The following is a 21,256-nucleotide window of genomic DNA, read 5'->3' as shown; positions in this document are numbered from 1 at the left end:
GCCTCGACCTGATAGACGGAGGCAGCGGGCTTTGCCAACAGCATTTTACCTCTGGTAACGCAGCTTCATGCGCATCGCCCTTCACCAACCCGAAATCGCCGGCAATGTCGGCACGATCCTGCGCATGGCCGCGTGCTTCGGCGTCGCGGTCGATCTGATCGAGCCGATGGGCTTCGCGTTCAGCGACCGTGCGCTCGCGCGCGCCGGCATGGACTATGCGCGCGCCGCCGAGGTGCGGCGCCATATCGACTGGGCGGCGTTCGAAGCGGGCGTAACCGGGCGGCTGGTGTTGCTGACCACAAGCGGCGGTGTCCGGCTCGACGCCGCGACGTTCCGCAGCGGCGATATCCTGCTGTTCGGCTCCGAAGGCAGCGGCGTGCCGGCGGCGGTGCATGATCGGGCCGATCTGCGCGTGCGAATCCCGCTCGCGGCCGGGATGCGCTCGCTCAATCTCGCGGTCGCGTGCGGGATCGCACTCGGCGAGGCGTTGCGCCAGACCGGCGGCTGGCCCGCCGACGTCTCGACTTAACCGCCGGAGGGAGGCAAAGGGCGCGACCATGCAGCCACTCGACGAACAGCAATCCGCCGCCCGCACCTGGTTCGAGCATCTGCGCGACCTGATCTGCGCCGAATTCGAGGCGATCGAGGCCGAGGCGGGATCGGACGCGCGCTTCGTCTATACGCCGTGGGACCGTACCGATCCGTCGGGCGAGCCGGGTGGCGGCGGCGTGCGCGGGGTGATGAAGGGCAAGGTTTTCGAGAAGGTCGGCGTCAACGTCTCGACCGTCGGCGGCATGCTCGACGGCGATTTCGGCAAAACCATCCACGGCGCGGGGGAAGACCCGCGCTTCTGCGCGACCGGCATCAGCCTCGTCGCGCACATGGCCAATCCGCATGTTCCCGCCGTTCATATGAACACGCGGATGCTGACGACGACGAAGCGCTGGTTCGGTGGCGGCGCCGATCTCAACCCGCCGCTCCCGATCGCGGAGGACACCGCCGATTTCCATGCCGTGCTGCAAGCGGCATGCGACGCGCACGATCCGGCGCATTATCCGCGCTTCAAGCAATGGGCGGACGACTATTTCTACATCCCGCACCGGCAGGTTCATCGCGGCGTCGGCGGGATTTTCTACGATCATCTCGAAGGCGATTTCGCGCGCGATTTTGCGTTCACGCAGGATGTCGGCCGCGCCTTCCTCGACATCTATCCCCGAATCGTGCGGCGGCGAATGGATACCGCCTTCACCGCCGCCCATGTGGCGCAGCAGCGCGCATGGCGCGGGCGCTATGCCGAGTTCAACCTCGTCTATGATCGCGGCACGTTATTTGGCCTCAAGACCGGCGGCAACATTGATGCGATCCTGATGAGCCTGCCGCCGGTCGCGACATGGGACTGATCGGCGTCCGCGCCGACGAGGTGGCGACGATCGTCACCACGCTGGAGATGCGCGCGCGGCCCGAGCTGGCGCCAGTGCCCGACGCGCCGCTGCGGCTGGTCGCGCTGGAGCGCCCTGCCCCCGATCGCTACCGCGCGCTGTTCCGCCGCGTCGGCGCGCCGTGGCTGTGGTTCTCGCGGCTGGTGATGGACGAGGCCGCGCTGACCGCGATCCTCCACGATCCCGGCGTGGCGATCTTCGCGGCGGTCGATGACGGCGGGCGCGACGCCGGCATGCTCGAACTCGATTTTCGCAGCCCGCGCGAATGCGAGCTGTCGTATTTCGGGCTGGTGCCCGATCTTGCCGGTCAGGGTCTCGGGCGCTGGTTGATGGCGGAGGCGCTGCGGCGCGCGTGGGCGCCGGGGATCGAGCGGGTGTGGGTCCACACCTGCACGCTCGACCATCCCGCCGCGCTCAGCTTCTATCGCCGGTCTGGCTTCACCGCGATCCGGCGCACGATCGAGACGTTCGCTGACCCACGGCTGATCGGCGCGCTGCCGCCCGACGCCGCGCCGCAGATCCCGTGCCTCAAGCCTCGCGGTTAAGCACCAAAGCCTCGCGGTAGAGCGCGACGCGCACCAGCACCGTCGCGATCAGCGCCGCCGTCAGCGCCGCCGAAGCCGCGCCGTCGAGCAACGCCGCCGTCACCGGGTTCGCCAACGGCGCGCCACCCAGCGCATGCCCCGCCGCCACAAACGGCCACGCGGCAAGCTGGCCGCCGAACAGCAGCAGGCCGGCGACGCCCATCATCACCATGCCGTTGCCGCGTGTCAGCCGCGCGCTGCGCTGGAGCGCGGGGATCGCGCCGATCGGCTGTTCGGCAGCGATCACCGCGCCGGTCAACAGCAGCCGCCCGAACAGGTACATCGCCGGCAGCACCATCACGAAACCGATCACCGGCACCAGAAACAGCCCGACCGGCAGCGACACGATCAGCGCCGCGAGCAGATAGCGCGGAAACAGCCGCAGCGACCCCGCCAGCGCCGCGCCGAGCGGCGGGCGGTTCGTGCCGAGATACAGCGACAGCATCACGAGACTGCCGAACAAGGTCAGCATTTCCGCGCCGAACAGCCACGGGCCGTTAGCGCTGAACCAAGTGGTGAACGCCTCAACCCAGACGCGCACTGCGGCCTCGCTGGTGTCGCCCTCGGGCAGAGCGGGCATCTGCGGCACCAGTAACAGCGCCGCGAATTGCGGCAGGAACACGAACAGCCCCGCCACGCGCAGCAGCAGATCCCAGTCGGTCTTCCACATGGACCACGCGGTTTGGAACGCGCGGGCAATATTCAATTTCATATCGGGCTTTTCATACGAGTTCGACGATCGTCTCGCGCACGTCGCGCACCGCGAGGAACAGGCGTGCGGTGAACACCGTCGCCAATGTGGTGAAGCCGGTCTGGACGAGCGCGACGAGCGTCGTTGTGATGACGGTGGCGAGGGTGGCATTGTCGTTGCCGAGGGTGAGCAGGCCGAGGATCGCGCCGAACACCGTCTTGGTGGCGAGTCCTGCGACCTGCGAAACGATGATGTAGAGCAGCACGAGGCCGACCAATTTGAGCGTCATGCCGCGCGTCAGCGCGAGCGAGCGGATCAGCGCGGAGACACCGCGCCGCTCGCCGACCAGTGCCGCGTTGACGAGGAGCAGGCGTGCAAGCAGCACCAGCCCGACAATCGCGACGACCACGCCGTAGACCAGGATGAACACCGCCGGTTCGAGGCCCATCGTTGGCACCGACCCCGCCGGCGTCGCGTCGGACATGATCCCGCTCATCGCGAAAACGACGAAGATCGGTGCGACGGCCAGCACCAGCACCGCCATCTCGATCAGCGAGATCAGCACCGCGACCGGCAACCGCTCAGCCCCGGTGCGAACCGCAGTCTTCCAGCCGCCAGCCTTCAGCACGAGCGCGGTCAGCGCGAGATGCCCCCAGATCGTAACGATACCGAGCGCCACCGCCGCCAAGGCAAGCGCGATGTTGCGCACGCTTGGCTGGCGTCCGATCAGCGGCATCAGATTGCTCATCAGACCGATCGGCACGAACAGAAGCAGCAGCGCGATCGGGATCACGTCCGCGCGGCGTTCTCCGACGAACTCGGATGTCCTGTCCCAAACGGCTTCAAGATTGACCATTGGTGCCCCCGATCCGCGACGCGCGTGAACCCGCGTTAGCCCAACGCGGCGGGCCTTGCCACTGATCCCGTCCAATCTTGCGCTCGGGCGCGCATCGGCGCAATCGAACGCGCGTATGAACGATCCCAACCCAATCGAATGGCGCGTCGAGCCAGAGCAAATCGGCTATGAGGATGCCCTCGCCATCATGGAAGCGCGCGCCGCCGCCGTCGCTGCGGGCGAGGCGCGCGAACTGGTGTGGCTGCTCGAACATCCGCCGGTCTATACCGGCGGCACCAGCGCCGACCCGGCCGAACTGCTCGATCCGCGCTTTCCGGTGGTGAAGACCGGGCGCGGCGGGCGCTTCACCTATCATGGCCCCGGCCAGCGCGTCGGCTATCTGGTGCTCGATCTCAACGTGCGCGGGCGCGACATCCGCCATTTCATCTGCTCGCTCGAAGGCTGGCTGATCGATGCGCTGGGCACGCTCGGCATCACCGCTTTCCGCGCGCCGGGCCGGATCGGCATCTGGACTCGCGACGGCGGCGAGGAGGCCAAGATCGGCGCGATCGGGGTGCGCGTGCGGCGCTGGGTGACGCTGCACGGCTTCGCGGTGAACCTCGCGCCCGACCTCGGCCATTTCGCGGGCATCGTGCCGTGCGGCATCGCCGAATATCCCGTCACCAGCGCGCAGGCGCTTGGCCGTCCGAGCGATTTCGCGCGCTTCGATGCTGCGCTGAACGACGCTTTTCCGCCGTTTTTGGAGCGTTTGCGCCGCGGCGCGGAAAACTGTGCTTGAGGGCAAGTACGTATCAGACTAATGTCCCCCTCGATGCGGGTAAATAAGGTCAACCAGACCACCTAAATCGATTTCTAGGGAGCTTTTCCATGCGTACTATCCTTTCCAAGATCGCTGCTGTTTCGCTCGTCGCAGCCGCTGCCGTTTCGCTGTCGGCTTGCGGCAAGACCGAAGCACCCGTCGACAACACCACCGTCACGGATCTGAACTCGACCGAGAGCACCGACACGATGTCGGACAACATGACCGCAGTCGACGGCACGATGGCCGACAACGGCGCGATGATGTCGAACGAATCGTCGAACGCGATGTAATCACCCGTAAAACGGTGATGCCAGAGGGGCCGCCCGGATCGTCCGGGCGGCCCTTTTGATTCGCGCACCGCTTCGCGCCCAATTCGACGGACGTTGGCCGCATGCTTAAAAAAGCATTTGGGCTGAAACGCAAAACGCCGTAATCATCACGCCGCGAGTGCCATTCAGTGAGAAAAAGATGAAATTGTCCCGTGCGTTATGCGGATGTGCTGCCCTGTATGCAGCGGCGCTTTCTCTGCCTGCCCAGGCGCAGTTCTTTTTCACTCCGCATGACATGACCGCCCCGCCCGTCACCGGCAGCGAACCGCGCTACGCGGCCGATTTCCCCGGCGCGACACCACTCGAAGTGCGATCGGCGCTGGTCTGGCAGATGCGCGCGGCGCTCAACGTGGCCGCGCTGCAATGCCAGTTCGAGCCGACCCTGATGTCCGTGCCCAATTACAACGCAATCCTGTTCAACCATAAGGACGAGATCAAGAAGTCCTATGACGCGGTGAGCAAATATTTCATCCGCACCAACAAGACGCTCCGCGCCGGACAGAACGCACTCGACCATTTCGACACGCGCAATTATTCGAGCTTCACCACGGTCAATGCGCAATATGGCTTCTGCCAGACCGCCGCGCGGGTCGCGCTCCGCGCCGCGATCGCGCCACGCGGACAGTTCGGCAAGATCGCGCTCGAAGAGACCGCCACGCTGCGCAACGCGCTGGTCTATTGGGGCGAAGAACGCTTCCCGCGCCATCCCTCGGTCGTCGCCATGTCGCGCGTGCCCAACCTCGATCCGCGATGCTGGGGCAAAAGGGGCGAATGGGTCGAGAAGACATGCGGCCCGATGGATACCGCCCTCGCCAGCAACACGGTTCGCTGATCGGTTACGCGCCCCGTTCGTCCTGCGGTCTCCGGCGGGGCGAGCGGTGAAGCGGCTCAATTACCGCAACATCGCCCAGGTCGGCGCGTGGTCGCTGGCCTTTTCACGGCCACGATAGTCCTTGTCGACGCCGGCATCGGCGAGCCGGTCGGCGGCGATCGGCGAGAGCAGCAGATGGTCGATGCGGAAGCCAGCGTCGCGCGGCCATGCCCCCGCCTGATAATCCCAGAAGGTCCACACGCCGCCCTTGGGGTGCCGCGTGCGCAGCGCATCGGTCCAGCCCTGTGCGACCAACGCGCGGAAACCGGCGCGGCTTTCGGGCTGCATCAGCGCGTCGCTCGCCATCGCCCGCACGGAATAGGTGTCGTCGTCGTTGGGGATGACGTTGTAATCACCCGCCAGCACCACCGCGCGCTCCTCGGCGAGCAGCGCACGCGCGCGCGCCGCGAGCCGGTCGATCCAGCGGAGCTTATAGTCGAACTTGGGGCCGGGCAGCGGATTGCCGTTGGGCAGATAGAGCGAGGCGATCACCACGCCCCCAAAATCCGTGGCCACTTCGGCTTCGAGATAGCGGCTGTGGTCATCCTCGGTCTCGCCCGCGAGGCCCCGCTGGCGCTCGACCGGGTCCGCGCCTTTGGCCAGTACCGCGACGCCGTTCCAGCTCTTCTGGCCGTGCCACACGGCGCCGTAGCCGGCGGCGCGGATGTCGGCGATCGGGAAGGTCTCGTCGCTCGCCTTCAACTCTTGAAGGCAGACCACATCCGGTTGCTGCTCATCGAGATATTCGAGCAAGCGCGGCAGGCGCGCCTTGATGCCGTTGACGTTGTAAGTGACGATCTTCACGGGTGCGGGCGCGTCAGATCGAGAAGCTGGCGCCGCAGCCGCAGCCCGATGCCGCCTGCGGGTTGGTCACGCGGAAGGCAGCACCACCGAGTTCCTCGACATAATCGACCGCCGCGCCGCGCACGAGATCGAGGCTGACCGAATCGACCACCAGCCGAACGTCGCCATTCTCGGCAATGGTGTCGTCGCTTTCGACCGCGTCGGCGAAACCGAACTTGTACTGGAAGCCCGAACAGCCGCCGCCATCGACCGACAGCCGCAGGATCGCGGGCTTGCCCTGTTTGGCGGCGATCGCCGCGACGCGGGCGGCGGCGGAATCGGTCAGGGCGATTTCGGGAGCGAGTGTGGCCATGCGCTTCAGATAAGCGGTGGCCGGGCCATCGGCAACCGCCCGCGACCGCAAAGCAAAGGGCGCCGGTCTCGCGACCGACGCCCTTTGCGAAATCAAAAGCAGGCTGGTCGCCTCAGTCGGCGGACTCATCCGCAGCGGAGCCGACACCGACCGGGATGGTCTTGATCGAACGGTCCTGCGCGGCGAGCAGATAATCGGCGTTCTGGAGGAACGGCACCGGATTGACCGCATGGCCATCGATGCGGACTTCATAATGGAGATGCGGGCCGGTCGAGCGCCCGGTCGAGCCGATCAGCGCGATCAACTGGCCGCGATGGACGCGGGTGTTGGCGGGGACGAGGATCTTCGAGAGGTGGCCGTAGCGGGTCTGGATGCCCTTGCCATGATCGATCTCGACCATGTTGCCGTAGCCGCCGGCGCGCTCGGCGCGATCGACATAGCCATCGGCGGTGGCATAGACCGGCGTGCCGATCGGGCCGGGGATATCGACGCCGGCGTGCATCGCGGCGGTGCCGCGGAACGGATCGGAGCGGATACCGAAATTGCTGGTGTAGGCGAGATGTTCGACCGGCTGGACCGAGGGGATGGCGATCAGGCCATGATCGAGCGTGTCGAGCTTCTTCCAGGTCTGGAACAGCGAGCGGAACTGGACGTCGGCGCGCATGTCGGCAGCGGCATCGGCGCTATCGGCCGCGCGGGCGACGCCGCAGGCGGAGAAGCACATCGCAACGCCGGCGACACCCGCCAGCATCGTGAACGCCTTATCTGCGACAGCCTTCCGGGTGGAGAAGAAAGATCGGAGGCGCGCCATGCAATGCGCGCCAGACATGGTGGTAAATGTGTTCATCTGTCCCCAGCGACCGTTATGCGTATGCCTGAAGACGACGGCACCCGCCCCTTGTGTCCGGCTCGCAGCCCCTCCACGTCCCGGACGCACAATACCTGCCCTGCTTTGTCATGCAGGGGCAAGCGCCTGATAGTAATCGCGCGTCAGACCGGCTGCTTGGCGCGCCGAGTCGTTGAACGGTGGTTTTAGTTCCCCGCGAAAATGGCGTGAAAGCAGATTCTTCCAGTATTTTTGCGGCGCGATGCCGAGCGCGGTGCAACCGGATTCGAACCATTTGGTTCCCATCGCCACATGCCGAATCTCATCGCTGAGGATTCGGCGCAGAATCGCGGCGGTGGCGCTATCGCCGGCGGCATCGGCACGCGCGATCATGGCGGGCGTGACATCGAGCCCGCGCGCTTCCAGCACCATCGGCACGATCGCGAGCCGCGCGAGCGGATCGGCGGCGGTTTCGATCGCGGCTTCCCACAAACCATCATGCGCGGGGAGCGCGCCGTAGCGGCTGCCGAGCACGCGCAGCCGGCGGTCGACCAGCGCGAAGTGCATCGCTTCGTCGGCGCCGACCGCGAGCCAGTCGGTGGTGAAGTCGGGCGCGAACCCGGCACCGAACCGACCGGCCATATCGAAGGCGAGGTCGATCGCGACGAACTCGATATGCGCGAGCGCGTGCAGCAACGCGATTCGCCCGTGCAGCGAACCCTTGCCGCGCCGCGGCATCTGGTTGGGGGCGCGCAGCTCGGGCTCGGCCGGGCGCGCCGGGCGGTCGGGCATCGCGCTGCCATCGGCGGCCGCGAAATCGCCACGCCGCCAGCCACGCGCGGCGGCGCGGGCGCGCTTCACCTTGGTCGCGGGATCGGCGGTTTCCAGCACCGCTCGAATCGCGACCGAGACACTCGGCAGCGTCACCCCAGCGCCTTGGCCGCCGCCAGCACCTGATCGGCATGACCAGCGACGCGGACCTTGCGCCACGCCTGCGCGAGCGTGCCGTCGGCCGCGAACAGGAAGGTCGCGCGTTCGACGCCCATGTAGGTGCGGCCGTACATGCTCTTTTCGACCCAAACGCCAAACGCCTCCATCACGGCATGCGCCTCGTCGCTGGCGAGCGGCACGGTGAGATCATATTTGGCGGTGAACTTGGCGTGCTTGGCAGGCGTGTCGGGCGAGACGCCGAGCAGGTCTACGCCGGCCGCGCGGAACTCCGGGTAGAGCGCGCTGAAATCCTGCGCTTCGCGGGTACAGCCGGTGGTGTCGTCCTTGGGGTAGAAATACAGCACGAACGGCGCGCCGACCTTGTCGCGCAGCCGAAGGGGCGCGCCATCCGCGCCGGCCAGTTCGAGATCGGGAAGCGGATCACCCTGTTCAATCGCCATCATCATCTCCTGTCGCCACGCTGGCGAGACATGCGGCGACCTCCTGCCGGGTCGCAGCGAAGCTGGCAACCACCGCCTCCCAGTCGGCCATGCCGAGCGCACGCGCGATCAGCGCCTGCGTCGGCGGAGGTGGAATCTCAGCATCGGGCGCGACCAGCCGCAGCGTGATGAGCAGGCGGGTGAGGAACTGTTCCGCCGCGATCAGCCCGGCCGGGGCCACCCCCTGCCCTACCAGCGCGGCGATGGCGCGGCCAAGATCGGTATCGAAGCCGGTTCGCCGGGTGAGTTGCAGGGTGTGGACCGCGAATTCGAGATCGACCAGTCCGCCGGCCAGCAATTTGGCGTCGAGCGGGCCGCTCGGCGGCTTATGCTTCGCCATCTCGGCGCGCATGCCCGCCGCTTCTGCCGCCACGTCGCGCTCGGGCCGCTCGCCGCGCAGCACCGCGTCGATCACCGTCGTCACGTCGGCGCGCGCTTGCGCCGAGCCGAACACAGGCCGCGCGCGGGTGAGCGCCATATGCTCCCACGTCCATGCGCTTTCGCGCTGATAGCGCGCGAAGCCGTCGAGCGAGACGCTGAGCGGCCCCTGCGTGCCCGAGGGGCGCAGCCGCGTATCGATCTCATAGAGTGGCCCGAACGCGGTCGCCGCCGACAGCGCGCCGGTCACGCGTTGCGCGAGGCGATTGTAATAGAGCACCGCGCCGAGCGGCTTGGCGCCATCGGATTCGGCGCGGTAATCGCCCGTGAAGAGATAGACGAGATCGAGATCGGAGGCGTGGGTGAGCACGCCGCCGCCGAGCCGACCGAAGGCGAGGATCACCAGCTCGCTTGCCGGCACGACGCCATGCGCCGCGACGAATTCGGCGATCGTCGCCGCCGCGAGCACCTCGATCGCGGCTTCGGCGACGCGCGCATAGCCCGCGCCGACCTCCAGCGGATCACTCACGCCCGCGACGATCTGCGTACCGAGCGCGAACCGCTTCTCGCCGACGATGCGGCGGACGTGATCGAGCCGCGCCTGATAGTCGCTGCCACCGCGCATCTCGGCGGCGAGTGCGGCGACGTCGCCGACCGGGCCGAGCGCGCTGGCGTCGATCAGCCCGTCGATCAACTCGGGCCGCCGCGCGAGCGACTCCGCCAACGTCGCGGCGTGGCTGAGGATCAGCGCGAGCAGCCGCGCGAGCGCCGGGCGCGCCTCCAGCAAGCGGAAGAAGTTGATCGCGCTCGACAGATGCGCGAGCGTCGCATCGAGCCGGACGATCGCGACGCCGGGATCGGGCGCGCGGCCGAGCGCTTCGATCAGACCGGGTAGAACCGCCTCCAGCGCCGAGCGCGCCGCCTCGCTGCGCAGCGCCGGGTAGGTGCCCGCGCGCCACTGGCCAATCGCACGCGCCGCCGCCACCGGATCGGCGAACCCCGCCGCCGTCAGTTGCGCGGCGAGATGCTCGGCATCGAACGACATCGTATCGCCCTCGGCCGAATCGAGCGCATCGTAGGTGGCGCCAACCCGCGCGACATGCGGGCGCAGCAGATCGAGCAACGCCGCGCCGTCGCCGAGGCCGTGCAGGTGCGCGAGCGACTCCAGCGCGGCGCCGTTCGGCAGGAAATGCGTCTGGCGGTCCTCGACCATCTGGACGCGGTGCTCGATGGTGCGCAGCACTGTGTACGCCTCGGTCAGTGCGGCGGCTTCGCCCGGATCGACCCAGCCCGCGTCCGCCAGCGCCGCCAGCGCATCACGCGTCGCCGGCGTGCGCAGCGCCGCATCGCGGCCGCCGTGGATCAGTTGGTGGATCTGCGCGAAGAATTCGATCTCGCGGATGCCACCGCGCCCGCGCTTGAGATCATAGCCCGGCCCGAACGCCTGCCCCCGCGCATGATGATCGCGGATGCGGCGCGAGATGCCGCGAATCTCGCCGATCGTGCCGAAATCGAGCGCGCGCCGCCAGATGAACGGCTGGATCGCGCCGAGGAAGCGTTCGCCCAGCGCGATGTCCCCCGCCGCCGCGCGCGCACGGATGAAGGCAGCGCGCTCCCACGGCAGCGCGAGCGATTCGTAATAGGAGATCGCGGCATCGACCGACAGCGCGATCGGCGTCGCCTCGGGCGAGGGACGCAGCCGCAGATCAACGCGCAGCACATAGCCGTCGCCGTCGCGGGTCTGGAGCAGGTCGACAACCCGGCGCGCGATCCGTACCGCCGCCTCGCCGACATCCTCGCGCGGGCGGCAGGGCAGCGTGGCGGGGTCGAAAATCAGGATCGGATCGATATCCGAGGAGTAATTGAGTTCGCGGCTGCCCTGCTTGCCGAGCGCGATCGCGGCGAAGCCGCGCGGCTCGGCATCGGGGGTGCGCTCGGCGATGGCGGCGCGGATCGCGGCATCGAGCGCGTGGTCCGCGAAGTCGCTGAGCGCGTGCGTCACGCCGGTCAGATCATAGGCGCCCGCCAGATCGGCGACCGCGACGATCAGCGCGAGCCGCCGCCGTTCGCGCCGCAACCGCGTCGCGGTCGGCAGCGCGATGTCTGCCACCGCGACCGCGTCGAGCGACGGCAGCGTGCCCTGCGCGAAACTACCGGCAAGATCGGGTTCGCGCTGGAGCGACAGCGCCAGATACGGCGCATTTGCACGCGCGCGGCCAAGCGCATCGATGATGTCGGAGGTTTTAGGCGTGTGCTGCATAGTACCAAATCAGGTCATGCAGTTGTTTCGTAACCGAAAGCAACAAATCCGATGGTGATTTGTTCTATCTTTATGTCGATCAAGTCAAACCCAACTACGGAGGCTGCGATGCCCGCGCGCTATGCGATCCCGGTGCCGCGCCGCAGCGACGCGATCAGCGGGGCGCTCCAGTGCGCGTTCGAAGCGCCCGCCGACGATGGCGACATGATCATGCTGCTGCGGAAAATCGACCAAGCCGATCAGGCGCCGCGCCGCGCCTGAAGGGTCAGGCGTCGCGGTCGCGGCTGAGCTCGTCGACTTCGCCCATGATCGTGTCGAGCGCGGTCATGCCCGGTTCGTTGCTGTGGGTGCGACGTGACGGCAAGGTATTGTCGCTCATCAGCGCCTCCAGCGCGACCCGGCCGCGCGCAACGCGGCTCTTGATCGTGCCGACCGCGACGCCGCAAATCTCTGCGGCTTCCTCATAAGCGAACCCGCCCGCACCGACCAGAATCAACGCTTCACGCTGCGGCTGCGGCAGATGCAGCAACGCGCGCTGCATGTCCCCCAGTTCGACATGCCGATCCTGACTCGCCGGCGCGGCGAGAATCCGGTCGGCGACGAGATCGTCCCACTCACCCTTGAAGCGCGCACGGCGCATCTGCGAAAGGTAGAGGTTGCGCAGGATGATGAAGGTCCAGGCGCGCATGTTGGTGCCGGCCTGAAAGCGCAGGCGCGCGGCCCATGCCTTCATCAAGGTTTCCTGCACGAGATCGTCGGCGAGGTCGCGACTGCCCGAAAGCGAGCGGCCGAACGCGCGCAGATGCGGGATCACCTGGGCAAGCTGCGCCTTGAAGTCCTTGTCGGAAAGCGCGACGTGCTCCACCGCGGCGGGGGCTTCCTCGTCATCGGTATCGCGAGCGTCTGTCATCAACATCCGTTTCCATTCCCGGTACACAACATGGTGATGGGGGTGTGCAAAGTCCATCCACTGTCCAAGACCCGATCCGTGGGAGCGAGCCTTTAACGGCCGCCCCATAGCAGAACGGCAGCGAACAATACGATGATGAGTATCAGGGAGATACCAAGAACATAGCGCGTGACATGGGGGGTCGCCCCGCCGCGTGCCTCGGTGCCACTGATCTCGGTGGGGTCTTCGTCCTGGGCCATACGGGTTTCAACCGACGAGAACCGTTTTGGCTCCGTACCGGTTGGAACCCGCATAAAAAAATCAGGCCGGAACGGTCGCGGAATCGAAGAACAAGGCCTGGCTGATCGCCGCCTTCACCGTGGACCGCTGGAACGGCTTGGTGATGAGGAAGGTCGGCTCGGGCCGCTCGCCGGTCAGCAGACGCTCGGGGAAGGCGGTGATGAAGATCACCGGAACGGCGAATTCGGCGAGGATGTCCTTTACGGCATCGATGCCCGAACTGTCGTCGGCGAGCTGGATGTCGGCGAGCACGAGGCCGGGACGATCCTCCATCGCCAGCGCGACGGCTTCGTCGCGCGTCACGGCGACGCCAGTCACGTCATGGCCGAGATCGCGCACGATCGTCTCGATATCCATCGCGATGATCGGCTCGTCCTCGATGATGAGGACGCGGCTGCGCGTCTGCTTCTCAATTTCGGTGAGCGCTTCGGCAACGAGGGATTCGACTTCGTTGGCATCGACGTCGATCAGATAGGCCGCATCCTCGGGGGTGAAGCCTTCCATCGCGGTGAGCAGCAGCGCCTGACGCGACAAGGGCGTCATCCGCGCCAGGCGGGCACGGGCGATCGCCTCGGCATCAGCTTGCGGATCGACACTCGCCTCATCGGCGATCTCGTCGTAATTCGCCGAGCTCCAGATCGCCTGGAACATGCGGTACAGCCCGAGCCGCGGATCGACATCGCGCGGAAACTCGGCCGGCGCGGCGACGATCGCCTCGAGCGTGGCGCGGACATAGCGGTCACCCTGCGTCTGGCTGCCGGTCAGTGCGCGCCCATAACGCCGGAGGAAAGGAAGATGGGGTGCGAGCTGTTGTCCTAGCGACATGACTGTCGTTGTCCTCCGTGAGATAACGCCGTCCCTTCTGGAAGCGCGGGGTCGGCAATGCAACGCGAAACGGCCGGAAACGTCGCTCCGGCTTTTTCGCGCCGCATGTGGAACAATCAAAGCGCTCTTTGGTTTCATTGCCGCGACACGACGTGTAACAACCACCGCTTCCAACCGGAAAACCGGTTGGCCATGTTTTTCGAAATCCCGGCGCTGCCGGAATGCCAAAGGGGACGACATTGCGTTCGGGCGACGAGTCTTCAAAAAAGCCGCCGGCCGCGCGTGCGAAGGTACAAAGCAAGGATCGCGACATGGGCGCGGCCCTTCGCACCGTTTATGAAAAGACGGTCGAAGAGGCGATACCGCCCGAGATGCTCGATCTTCTAGGCAAGCTCGACTGACGTCATGACCCTGGAAGCCGGCGCGTCCGCGGCCAGTCCGACGGAGCAGCGCAGCCTCGCAGCGCGTCTGCCGACGGGCGCCAAAGTCTTTTTGATCCTCAGCGCGGCGTTGCTGCCGCTCGCGATCATTGCCGTCTTCGCATCGCTGCGCACCACGCAGATCGCCGACGACAGCACGCGTGCGGCGTTGCGAATCGCATCGGCGGAAAGCGCGCGCAAGATCGGCATCGAACTGATCGGCGATATGACCGCACTCCGCGTCGCGCTCGGCGCGCTCGATACCGACGCCGCCGACGCGCCGAGTTGCGCGCGCGCGCAAGGGGTGTTCGCACCGCAAGCCGCGAGCGGGTCGCGCTTCGCGATCTCGGACGCGAACGGCCGCCCGATCTGCGGGGCGGCGCTCCCCGCCGACATCGCCGTAACGCCGTCCGCCGCCGAGCCGATCGCCGCCCGCGTGATTCCCGGCCGCGGCGTGACGCTCGCGATCAAGGGCACCAGCGGCCGCACGCACGCCCAAGCCTTCTTCCCCGCCGCATTCCTCGCGCGTACCGCCAAGCCGAGCGCCTTCGCGCCCGATTACGAGGCCCAGATCCTCGGCGGCAACAAAGCGTTGACGCTGTTCGACCTGCCGCCGCGCGAAGCGCTTGAACGGCGCGGCACGCTGCGGATTGATCTCGGCATCGGCGGCCTCACCTTGCAGACGCGCGCGCGCAGTGCGCCGATCACCTCGCCGGTGCTGATCGCGATGCTGCTGCCGATCGTGATGTGGGCCGCCGCCGCCGGCATCGCGTGGCTGGTGGTCGATCGGCTGCTGATCCGTCCGCTACGCAGCCTGCGCGCCAGCGTCGCCTCGTTCACGCCGGGCGAGGAGATCAACCCCGACGCGGTCAGGCTGCTGCCCGCGCAGGAGATTCGCGAACTCGGCGACACGTTCCGCGCGATCAGCCGCACCGTCGCCGAGCACGAGGCGGGGCTTGCCGAAGGGCTGGTGCGGCAGACCAAGCTGACGCGCGAAGTGCATCACCGCGTCAAGAACAACCTTCAGGTCATCTCCAGCCTCATCAACTTCCATGCTCGCGGCGCGCGCAGTGCCGAAGCGACCGCCGCTTATGCCTCGATCCAGCGCCGCGTCGATGCGCTGGCGGTGGTGCATCGCCACCATTTCGCCGAGCTGGAAGTCAATCGCGGCCTGTCGCTGCGCTCGGTGATCGGCGAGCTCGCCTCGAACATCCGCGCGACCGCGCCCGAGGGATCGGCCAAGCTCAGCATCGCGATCGAGATCGCGCCGGTGCTGGCGACGCAGGATATCGCGATCGCGGTGTCCTTCCTCGTCACCGAGATCGTCGAACTGTCGATGACGTCGAACGCGGCGGCGCCGATCCGAATCTCGGTGCGCGACGGCGAGACGCCCGACCGTGCGATCCTGCGGGTGGTGTCGCCCGGACTGATCGATAGCGACGACCTGCAGATTCTGGTCGCCGAGCGCTACGGCAGGGTGATGGAAGGGCTGTCGCGGCAATTGCGGTCGAAACTCCACTATGACCCGTTCGTCGGCGCCTATGAGATCGTGATCGCGATCACCGGCCACGACTGAGCGGTTTGCGAAGAGCGCGCGGAAAGCGGCTTTAAAGAATCACTTTTTTTATCGCTGTGACCGGAACCCGATTGGACAAGCGACGTTCTACACTTCGGATAGCGACTTTATGCCCCCCCGCTTTCGCTATCCAAGACACGGGTCTGGAAGCGCCACCCTCCCCCCCCCGGGTTGCGCTTTCAGACCCACAGTCGTTTTGGGCCATGGCTTTTCCGACATCGATAGCGCGCTGGCCAAATCGTTCTTCCCACGGAACGGACGGTGCCGCCGATCATTATCCGAACGGAAGGCGTTTTCTTCCACAGTTCAGGAGATACACAGATGCGTAAGCTCGTCGGATTGGCGCTGGTCGCCGGTGCATTGCTCGTCAGCGCGTGCAACACGGTCGAAGGCGCAGGCAAGGATGTCAGCTCGGCGGGCGACGCCGTCGCCAAGACCGCGCACGATACGAAATAAGATTCGCCAGTACGCCCGGACGGTTCCGCGATCGAGCATCGGCGGAACCGGTCCGGGATCGGCATACCCTACGTATAAGCGGGCTCAGAAGCCCTCGGGCAAATCGATCTGCCCGACGCATTCGCGATACCGCGAAACAGCGTAACGATCGGTCATCCCCGCGATGAAATCGGCGATGTGGCGGCTGCGCCACGGCTCTTCCGCCGGTAGCCGGGTCGCCCATTCCGCCGGCATCAGGTCCGGCGCGTCGCGATAGGCGGCGAACAGCGCGGCGACGATCGTCTCGGCCGCGTCCGCCGCTTCGAGCTGGCGCGGGTGATAATAGAGATTGGCGTACATGAAGCGTTTGAGGTCGCGTTCCTCCTCGCGCAGCCGAGGCGAGAACGCCGCGAGGGAGCGCCCGGCCGCGCGGACATCGTCGGCGCTCTCGATGCGATGTTCGGCGACGAGCCGCTGAGTCTCGGCGATCAGATCGTTGACCATCACGCCGATCTGGCTGCGGATCAGCTCGCCGGTCAGCCGCGCCGGCGCGACATCTTCGAACCGCGCGCAGGCCCCCGCCCAGTTGCGCGCGACCAGCGGCACCTCGAGCAATTGATCGAGCGTGAGCAACCCGGCCCGCAGACCGTCATCGATATCGTGATTGTCATAAGCGATATCGTCGGCGATCGCGGCGACCTGCGCCTCCAGCGACGACCAGTGCGTCAGATCGAGCGGAAACATCGCATCGGCTTCGCTGAGCGCCCAGCCCGCTCTGGTGATCGGCCCGTTATGCTTGGCCAGCCCTTCCAGCGTTTCCCACGACAGATTGAGGCCCCGCCAGCGCGGATAGGGGCTGTCGATCCACATCAGCGCGCGCAACGTGTTGCCGTTATGGTCGAACCCGCCCGCCTCGGCGAGCGCGGCACTCAACGCCTTTTCGCCGGCATGGCCGAACGGCGGATGGCCGATATCGTGCGCGAGCGCGAGCGCCTCGGTAAGATCCTCGTTGAGACCGAGCACCCGCGCGATCGTCCGGGCGATCTGCGCCACTTCGAGGCTGTGGGTCAGCCGCACGCGAAAATGATCGCCGTCGGGCGCCATGAACACCTGGGTCTTGTGGCGTAGCCGACGGAAGCTGATCGAGTGGATGATGCGGTCGCGGTCGCGCTGGAACGCGTCACGCGGGCCGCGCAAATCGCCGCCCGGCTCGGCATGGAGCCGGCCACGGCTGGCGGCCGGATCGGACGCGAGGAAAGCGAGCGGTTGCGCCCCGGCGCGCGTGGTCATTTGGCGGGCAGCTTGCTGATCTTCTGGCCCGCTTCGCTGGTGAAGAGAAAGCCCGACAGGCCCTCCTTGGCGAGCTTGTTGACGTACGCCTGCGCCTCTGCCTCCGACGCGAACGGCCCGGTCAGGATGCGGTTGGTCGCGCGCAGCGGAGTCGACCAGCCCTGCCGGCCCTTGAACACCGCCGGCTGGTCGGCGCGCAGCTTGTTCCACTGTTTGGGCAAATCCCGCTCGTTGGCGCCGCCCGACACCTGCACCCAGACCCGCGACGGTTCGAGGAACTTGGGGTCTTTCTTCTTCGCCTCGGCGAGCTTTTTGGCCTCCGCCGCCTTTTTCGCGTCGGCGGCTTTCTTGGCGTCGGCGAGCTTCTTCGCGTCCGCCGCCTTCTTGGTCTCGGCGGCGAGCTTCGCCGCAGCGGCCTTGGCGTCGGCTTTCTTCTTCGCTTCGGCCTTTTCGTCGATCAGCGGCGTTTCGGGCTTCTTGCGCACCGGCTCGACCCTGGCCACCTCGACCGGCGCGACCCTGACGGGTTCGGTGGCGACGATCGGCGCGGGCGCGGGCGTCACGACTGGCGCGACACCGAGTTCGGCGCCGGGCACCCCGACCTTGGCGATGATGCCGGACAGGATCGCATCCTCGCCTTGCGCCCTGACGGCGTTGGCCGGGGCTGCGGGGATCGGCGCTGGCGGGATCGGCGTCGTGGGCGTTGGCTGGACAGCGGCGGGAGCGGGCGTGGTCATGACCGGCGCGCTCGCGACCGGGGCCGGCTCGTAGCGCGTCGGCGCGGTTTCGACGCGCGTCGTTGCCTCGGCGGGCGGCGTCGCTGGCGCATATGTCGGCGCGGGGGTGCGCGACGGCACTGTCACGCTCGGGAGCGGCTGGGGTTGGAGCGGTGCGAGCGGCATCACACGGCCACCCGTCGGTTGAACCGGTTGATAGGATTGCGTTTGGGGCGCGCGCATCGGCAGGGCTGTGACCGCGCGGGTTTCGGTGGCCGTTGCGGTCGGGTTCGCGGTCGCGGTCGCAGCGGCGGACGCGCGGTTGGCCTGTGCGACTGCGGTGTTGCCCGGCGTATAGCCATTCCGCGCGTACGTATTCTGCGTGTAGGTGTTCGGCCGGTACGGGCTCGGCGTATACGGGGTGGGCGTGTACGGGCGCGGCGTCGGCAGCGGCTGGACGTAATAGCCATTTTGCGCAGGCGCGGTGCCGCGCACCGCCGTGCCCGGATCGACATAGGCGGGCGGCGCGGGCAGCGCCAGCGCCACGGGTGGCGCAGCGGCCTGCACCGCGAGTTGGACCGGCTCGCGGCGGCCGCGCTTGCGCTTGACCGGCTTGAGCTGTTTGGCCTCTTCGACGCGCGCCGGCTTCTCGCGCGCCTTGGCGGCGGCGGCGAGTTCGACCGCATCGGGGTCCGGGCCGAGCGGCGGCAGCGCGGGGACGAGGCGCGCGTCGGCGATCCGCACCGGCGACGGTCGGATTTCCCCGAAATGCACCGCGAAGGCGCGATCGACCGGCGACAGCGCGGCGAGCCGATCGAAGAACGGTTGCAGCCCTTGCGACAGGCCGGCGGGCATCATCGTCGTCGCGATCTTCTCGGCATCGGCCTTCTCGCCGCTCATCGCGAGGATGAAGGCACGCGCGCGCCACGCGCCACGATCGCTCTTGCGCAGCAGCGGATCGAGCAGGGCGAGCGCCTCGTCACGCTTGCCCGAGATGCCGAGCGACAGCGCGTAGCGGCGGGTCGTCTCGTCGTTCGGGCCGTTCTTGAGCGCGAGACGGTAATCGCGCTGCGCCCGCTCCTGCTCGCCGATCAGATCGAACGCGAGGCCGCGATCGGCGGCGAAAGTGCTTACGCGACCGCCATAGCCTTCGGCTTCGGAGAAGCGGCGCAGGGCTTCGCCGGGCCGCTCAGCCTGCACCAGCAGCACGCCCAGCCCGGCTTTGATGCGGGCGTTACGCGGATCGATCCGTTCGGCGCGCGCGAAGAAGCTGGCGGCGGCGGTGGCATCGTCGAGCTTGAGCGTAAGTTCGCCGGCGCGGATCAGCGCATTGAGATCCTGCGGGTTCGCCGCAAGCGCGCGCACCTGATCGGCGAGCGCATCGGCGTCGCCCGGCGCGGGCAGCGGCTGGATGAATTGCGCGGCGAGCGGCGAGGTTGACGCAAGCGCGACCGCCAGCGCGAGGGAACGGAAGGGTCGCTTACCGGCGATGCCTGAACTCATTTTCACGCGAATTGCACCATCTGCTCCGTTCGTCCCGAGCGACGTCGAGGGACATGCCCCAAGCGCTATGCCCGGTGTCTCGACTTCGCTCGACACGAACAGCTAGCAAAGCGCAATCGGAAAGGAGCCGCACCTAAACGCAAATGCGGCTGAACAGGAGCTGTATTGCGACGATCCGGTATGCGCGAACGACGCGGCACGCCCCTTGGGGCGCGCCGCGCGTCAGATCACTGGTTGTTCTGGCGGTGCAGGAAGCGCGGGATTTCGACGGCGTCCTTGTCGGCGCCGTCCTCTTCGCGCGCGGCGCCGCGCGACACGCTCGACATGCGCTCAAACAGGGTGCCGCCGAGCTTCACGCGTGGCGCCGGCGGGGTCGGTTCGGTCGCGGCGACCTCGGGCGCGTTGCCCGATGACAGCCAGCGGCGGCGGCCCGGAGCGTCCGCAGGCTCGACCGCGTCGTCGCCGAACACCTTCGGCGCGGCGGGGGCCGGCGCGGGTGCAGGCGTCGGCGGGACTTGCGTGTCGCTGCCGAGGATCAGTTCGTCGGCTTCAGCCGGCTCGGGTTCGGGCGCCGGTGCTTCGGCGCGCGGTGCCGGCTCTGCGGGCGCGGGCGCGGGCTCGGGTGCGGCGGCAGCCTGCTCGGACGCGCGGGTCGAGCCGAAGCTGAACGAACGCGACGACGGCACGGGCGGCGCGGTCTGCGCCTCGGCCTCGATGCCGGTCGCGACGACCGACACGCGGATCTTGCCTTCGAGATCGGGGTTGAACGCCGAACCCCAGATGATGTTGGCGTCTTCGTCGACCAGTTCGCGGATATGGTTCGCGGCCTCGTCGACTTCGAGCAGGCGCATGTCGTCGCCGCCGGTGATCGAGACGATCACGCCCTTGGCGCCCTTCATGCTGACGCCGTCGAGCAAAGGATTGGCGATTGCCTTCGACGCGGCTTCGATGGCGCGGTTGTCGCCCTCGGCCTCGCCGGTGCCCATCATCGCCTTGCCCATCTCCTGCATCACCGAACGCACGTCGGCGAAGTCGAGGTTGATGAGGCCGGGCATGACCATCAGATCGGTGATGCCGCGCACGCCCTGCTGGAGCACTTCGTCGGCCATCTCGAACGCCTGCTTGAACGTGGTGTTCGCGTTGGCGACGAGGAACAGATTCTGGTTGGGGATGACGATCAGCGTATCGACGTACTTCTGGAGTTCCTCGATGCCCGCATCGGCGGCCTTGGCGCGGCGGCTGCCCTCGAACGAGAACGGCTTGGTGACGACGCCGACCGTTAGGATGCCCATGTCGCGCGCCGCCTTGGCGATGACGGGGGCAGCGCCGGTGCCGGTGCCGCCACCCATGCCCGCGGCGATGAAGCACATGTGCGCGCCCTGGAGCATCTTGGCGACCTGGTCGATCGTCTCCTCGGCGGCGGCACGGCCGATCTCAGGCCGCGAACCCGCGCCGAGACCCTGCGTGATCTTCGCGCCGAGCTGAATCTTGGTTTCCGCGTTCGACTGTTTCAGCGCCTGCGAATCCGTGTTGGCGACGAAGAAGTCGACGCCCTGCACATCGGCACGCATCATGTTGGCGATGGCATTGCCACCCGCCCCGCCGACGCCGATCACGGCGATCCGCGGCGTCAGTTCATCCACTTCGGGCGCAAGAAATTCGATACTCATTTTACGGTCTC

Annotated in this window: 23 protein-coding genes; 10 read left to right on the top strand and 13 right to left on the bottom strand. The window is 67.4% G+C overall.

Annotation, left to right across the window (positions count from 1 at the left end; translation table 11 throughout):
• Positions 1-67 precede the first annotated feature (67 nt).
• The 3 genes from EWE75_RS10490 to EWE75_RS10480 are packed head-to-tail and all read left to right on the top strand — an operon-like array spanning position 68 to position 1,984.
• Positions 68-529 carry a tRNA (cytidine(34)-2'-O)-methyltransferase gene (locus tag EWE75_RS10490; protein WP_130157155.1) on the top strand — a complete coding sequence of 154 codons (462 nt, stop codon included), beginning with the start codon at positions 68-70 and terminating at the stop codon, positions 527-529.
• 28 nt (positions 530-557) lie between these two features.
• A complete protein-coding gene (gene hemF / locus EWE75_RS10485; protein ID WP_130157153.1) occupies positions 558-1,400 on the top strand; it encodes an oxygen-dependent coproporphyrinogen oxidase in 843 nt (280 codons plus the stop codon).
• Positions 1,391-1,984, top strand: a complete 594-nt coding sequence (locus EWE75_RS10480) for a GNAT family N-acetyltransferase (protein WP_130157151.1) — start codon at positions 1,391-1,393, stop codon at positions 1,982-1,984. The genes hemF and EWE75_RS10480 overlap by 10 nt, the downstream gene beginning before the upstream one ends.
• On the opposite strand, the gene EWE75_RS10475 is transcribed toward EWE75_RS10480, so the two are convergent.
• Together EWE75_RS10475 and EWE75_RS10470 are read right to left on the bottom strand one after the other, a co-directional pair.
• Positions 1,968-2,735: a hypothetical protein gene (locus tag EWE75_RS10475; RefSeq protein WP_130157149.1), complete on the bottom strand. Its 768-nt coding sequence runs from the start codon at positions 2,733-2,735 to the stop codon at positions 1,968-1,970. The genes EWE75_RS10480 and EWE75_RS10475 overlap by 17 nt on opposite strands.
• A gap of 10 nt (positions 2,736-2,745) precedes the next feature.
• Positions 2,746-3,570 carry a hypothetical protein gene (locus tag EWE75_RS10470; RefSeq protein WP_130157147.1) on the bottom strand — a complete coding sequence of 275 codons (825 nt, stop codon included), beginning with the start codon at positions 3,568-3,570 and terminating at the stop codon, positions 2,746-2,748.
• 115 nt (positions 3,571-3,685) lie between these two features.
• Here EWE75_RS10470 and lipB point away from each other — a divergent pair, with 115 nt between their 5' ends.
• The 3 genes from lipB to EWE75_RS10455 all read left to right on the top strand — a co-directional run bounded on the left by lipB (position 3,686) and on the right by EWE75_RS10455 (position 5,533).
• Entirely contained in the window at positions 3,686-4,348 is a 663-nt protein-coding gene (gene lipB / locus EWE75_RS10465) for a lipoyl(octanoyl) transferase LipB (RefSeq protein ID WP_130157145.1), read from the top strand.
• Between the two features lie 89 nt (positions 4,349-4,437).
• A complete protein-coding gene (locus EWE75_RS10460) occupies positions 4,438-4,662 on the top strand; it encodes a hypothetical protein (RefSeq protein ID WP_130157143.1) in 225 nt (74 codons plus the stop codon).
• 274 nt (positions 4,663-4,936) lie between these two features.
• Positions 4,937-5,533 (top strand): hypothetical protein, encoded by a 597-nt coding sequence (locus EWE75_RS10455; protein WP_231708305.1) that lies wholly within the window; start codon positions 4,937-4,939, stop codon positions 5,531-5,533.
• Between the two features lie 60 nt (positions 5,534-5,593).
• Here the strand turns inward: EWE75_RS10455 and xth are convergent, their stop codons facing one another.
• The 6 genes from xth to EWE75_RS10425 all read right to left on the bottom strand — a co-directional run bounded on the left by xth (position 5,594) and on the right by EWE75_RS10425 (position 11,622).
• The gene (xth, locus tag EWE75_RS10450; protein WP_130157139.1) at positions 5,594-6,376 is read right to left on the bottom strand and encodes an exodeoxyribonuclease III; all 783 of its coding nucleotides are present in this window, start codon (positions 6,374-6,376) and stop codon (positions 5,594-5,596) included.
• Between the two features lie 13 nt (positions 6,377-6,389).
• Positions 6,390-6,728: an iron-sulfur cluster insertion protein ErpA gene (erpA, locus tag EWE75_RS10445; RefSeq protein WP_130157137.1), complete on the bottom strand. Its 339-nt coding sequence runs from the start codon at positions 6,726-6,728 to the stop codon at positions 6,390-6,392.
• 112 nt (positions 6,729-6,840) lie between these two features.
• A complete protein-coding gene (locus EWE75_RS10440) occupies positions 6,841-7,479 on the bottom strand; it encodes a M23 family metallopeptidase (protein WP_231708304.1) in 639 nt (212 codons plus the stop codon).
• A gap of 204 nt (positions 7,480-7,683) precedes the next feature.
• Positions 7,684-8,481: a ferritin-like domain-containing protein gene (locus EWE75_RS10435; RefSeq protein ID WP_427915781.1), complete on the bottom strand. Its 798-nt coding sequence runs from the start codon at positions 8,479-8,481 to the stop codon at positions 7,684-7,686.
• On the bottom strand, positions 8,478-8,948 hold the full coding sequence (locus tag EWE75_RS10430) for a peroxiredoxin (RefSeq protein ID WP_130157216.1): 471 nt from the start codon (positions 8,946-8,948) through the stop codon (positions 8,478-8,480). The genes EWE75_RS10435 and EWE75_RS10430 overlap by 4 nt, the downstream gene beginning before the upstream one ends.
• Positions 8,935-11,622: a bifunctional [glutamine synthetase] adenylyltransferase/[glutamine synthetase]-adenylyl-L-tyrosine phosphorylase gene (locus EWE75_RS10425; protein WP_130157133.1), complete on the bottom strand. Its 2,688-nt coding sequence runs from the start codon at positions 11,620-11,622 to the stop codon at positions 8,935-8,937. Before EWE75_RS10425 ends, EWE75_RS10430 begins: the two co-directional genes overlap by 14 nt.
• A gap of 108 nt (positions 11,623-11,730) precedes the next feature.
• Here EWE75_RS10425 and EWE75_RS25005 point away from each other — a divergent pair, with 108 nt between their 5' ends.
• A complete protein-coding gene (locus EWE75_RS25005) occupies positions 11,731-11,883 on the top strand; it encodes a hypothetical protein (protein WP_165388343.1) in 153 nt (50 codons plus the stop codon).
• A gap of 4 nt (positions 11,884-11,887) precedes the next feature.
• Here EWE75_RS25005 and EWE75_RS10420 read toward each other — a convergent pair whose 3' ends face one another.
• Together EWE75_RS10420 and EWE75_RS10415 are read right to left on the bottom strand one after the other, a co-directional pair.
• A complete protein-coding gene (locus EWE75_RS10420) occupies positions 11,888-12,532 on the bottom strand; it encodes a sigma-70 family RNA polymerase sigma factor (RefSeq protein ID WP_130157130.1) in 645 nt (214 codons plus the stop codon).
• A 300-nt stretch (positions 12,533-12,832) separates the two neighbouring features.
• On the bottom strand, positions 12,833-13,636 hold the full coding sequence (locus EWE75_RS10415; protein WP_130157128.1) for a response regulator: 804 nt from the start codon (positions 13,634-13,636) through the stop codon (positions 12,833-12,835).
• A 239-nt stretch (positions 13,637-13,875) separates the two neighbouring features.
• Between EWE75_RS10415 and EWE75_RS10410 the strand changes: the two genes are divergently transcribed.
• The 3 genes from EWE75_RS10410 (at position 13,876) to EWE75_RS10400 (ending at position 16,087) form a co-directional block, all read left to right on the top strand.
• Positions 13,876-14,037: a NepR family anti-sigma factor gene (locus EWE75_RS10410; protein WP_231708303.1), complete on the top strand. Its 162-nt coding sequence runs from the start codon at positions 13,876-13,878 to the stop codon at positions 14,035-14,037.
• A 4-nt stretch (positions 14,038-14,041) separates the two neighbouring features.
• Positions 14,042-15,631, top strand: coding sequence for a sensor histidine kinase (locus tag EWE75_RS10405; RefSeq protein WP_130157124.1), 1,590 nt, complete (start codon positions 14,042-14,044; stop codon positions 15,629-15,631).
• Between the two features lie 321 nt (positions 15,632-15,952).
• On the top strand, positions 15,953-16,087 hold the full coding sequence (locus EWE75_RS10400; protein WP_069205119.1) for an entericidin A/B family lipoprotein: 135 nt from the start codon (positions 15,953-15,955) through the stop codon (positions 16,085-16,087).
• Positions 16,088-16,171: 84 nt separating this feature from the next.
• On the opposite strand, the gene EWE75_RS10395 is transcribed toward EWE75_RS10400, so the two are convergent.
• The 3 genes from EWE75_RS10395 to ftsZ all read right to left on the bottom strand — a co-directional run bounded on the left by EWE75_RS10395 (position 16,172) and on the right by ftsZ (position 21,245).
• Positions 16,172-17,356 carry a deoxyguanosinetriphosphate triphosphohydrolase gene (locus tag EWE75_RS10395; RefSeq protein ID WP_130157122.1) on the bottom strand — a complete coding sequence of 395 codons (1,185 nt, stop codon included), beginning with the start codon at positions 17,354-17,356 and terminating at the stop codon, positions 16,172-16,174.
• Positions 17,353-19,575, bottom strand: coding sequence for an SPOR domain-containing protein (locus EWE75_RS10390; protein WP_130157120.1), 2,223 nt, complete (start codon positions 19,573-19,575; stop codon positions 17,353-17,355). Before EWE75_RS10390 ends, EWE75_RS10395 begins: the two co-directional genes overlap by 4 nt.
• 227 nt (positions 19,576-19,802) lie before the next feature.
• Entirely contained in the window at positions 19,803-21,245 is a 1,443-nt protein-coding gene (gene ftsZ, locus EWE75_RS10385) for a cell division protein FtsZ (protein WP_130157118.1), read from the bottom strand.
• Positions 21,246-21,256: the final 11 nt, after the last annotated feature.

Source organism: Sphingomonas populi (genome assembly GCF_004208535.1).
In the GTDB taxonomy this organism is placed as follows: domain Bacteria; phylum Pseudomonadota; class Alphaproteobacteria; order Sphingomonadales; family Sphingomonadaceae; genus Sphingomonas; species Sphingomonas populi.
Note: the sequence above shows the minus strand (reverse complement) of the source record. Positions and strands in the feature narration are given on the sequence as shown.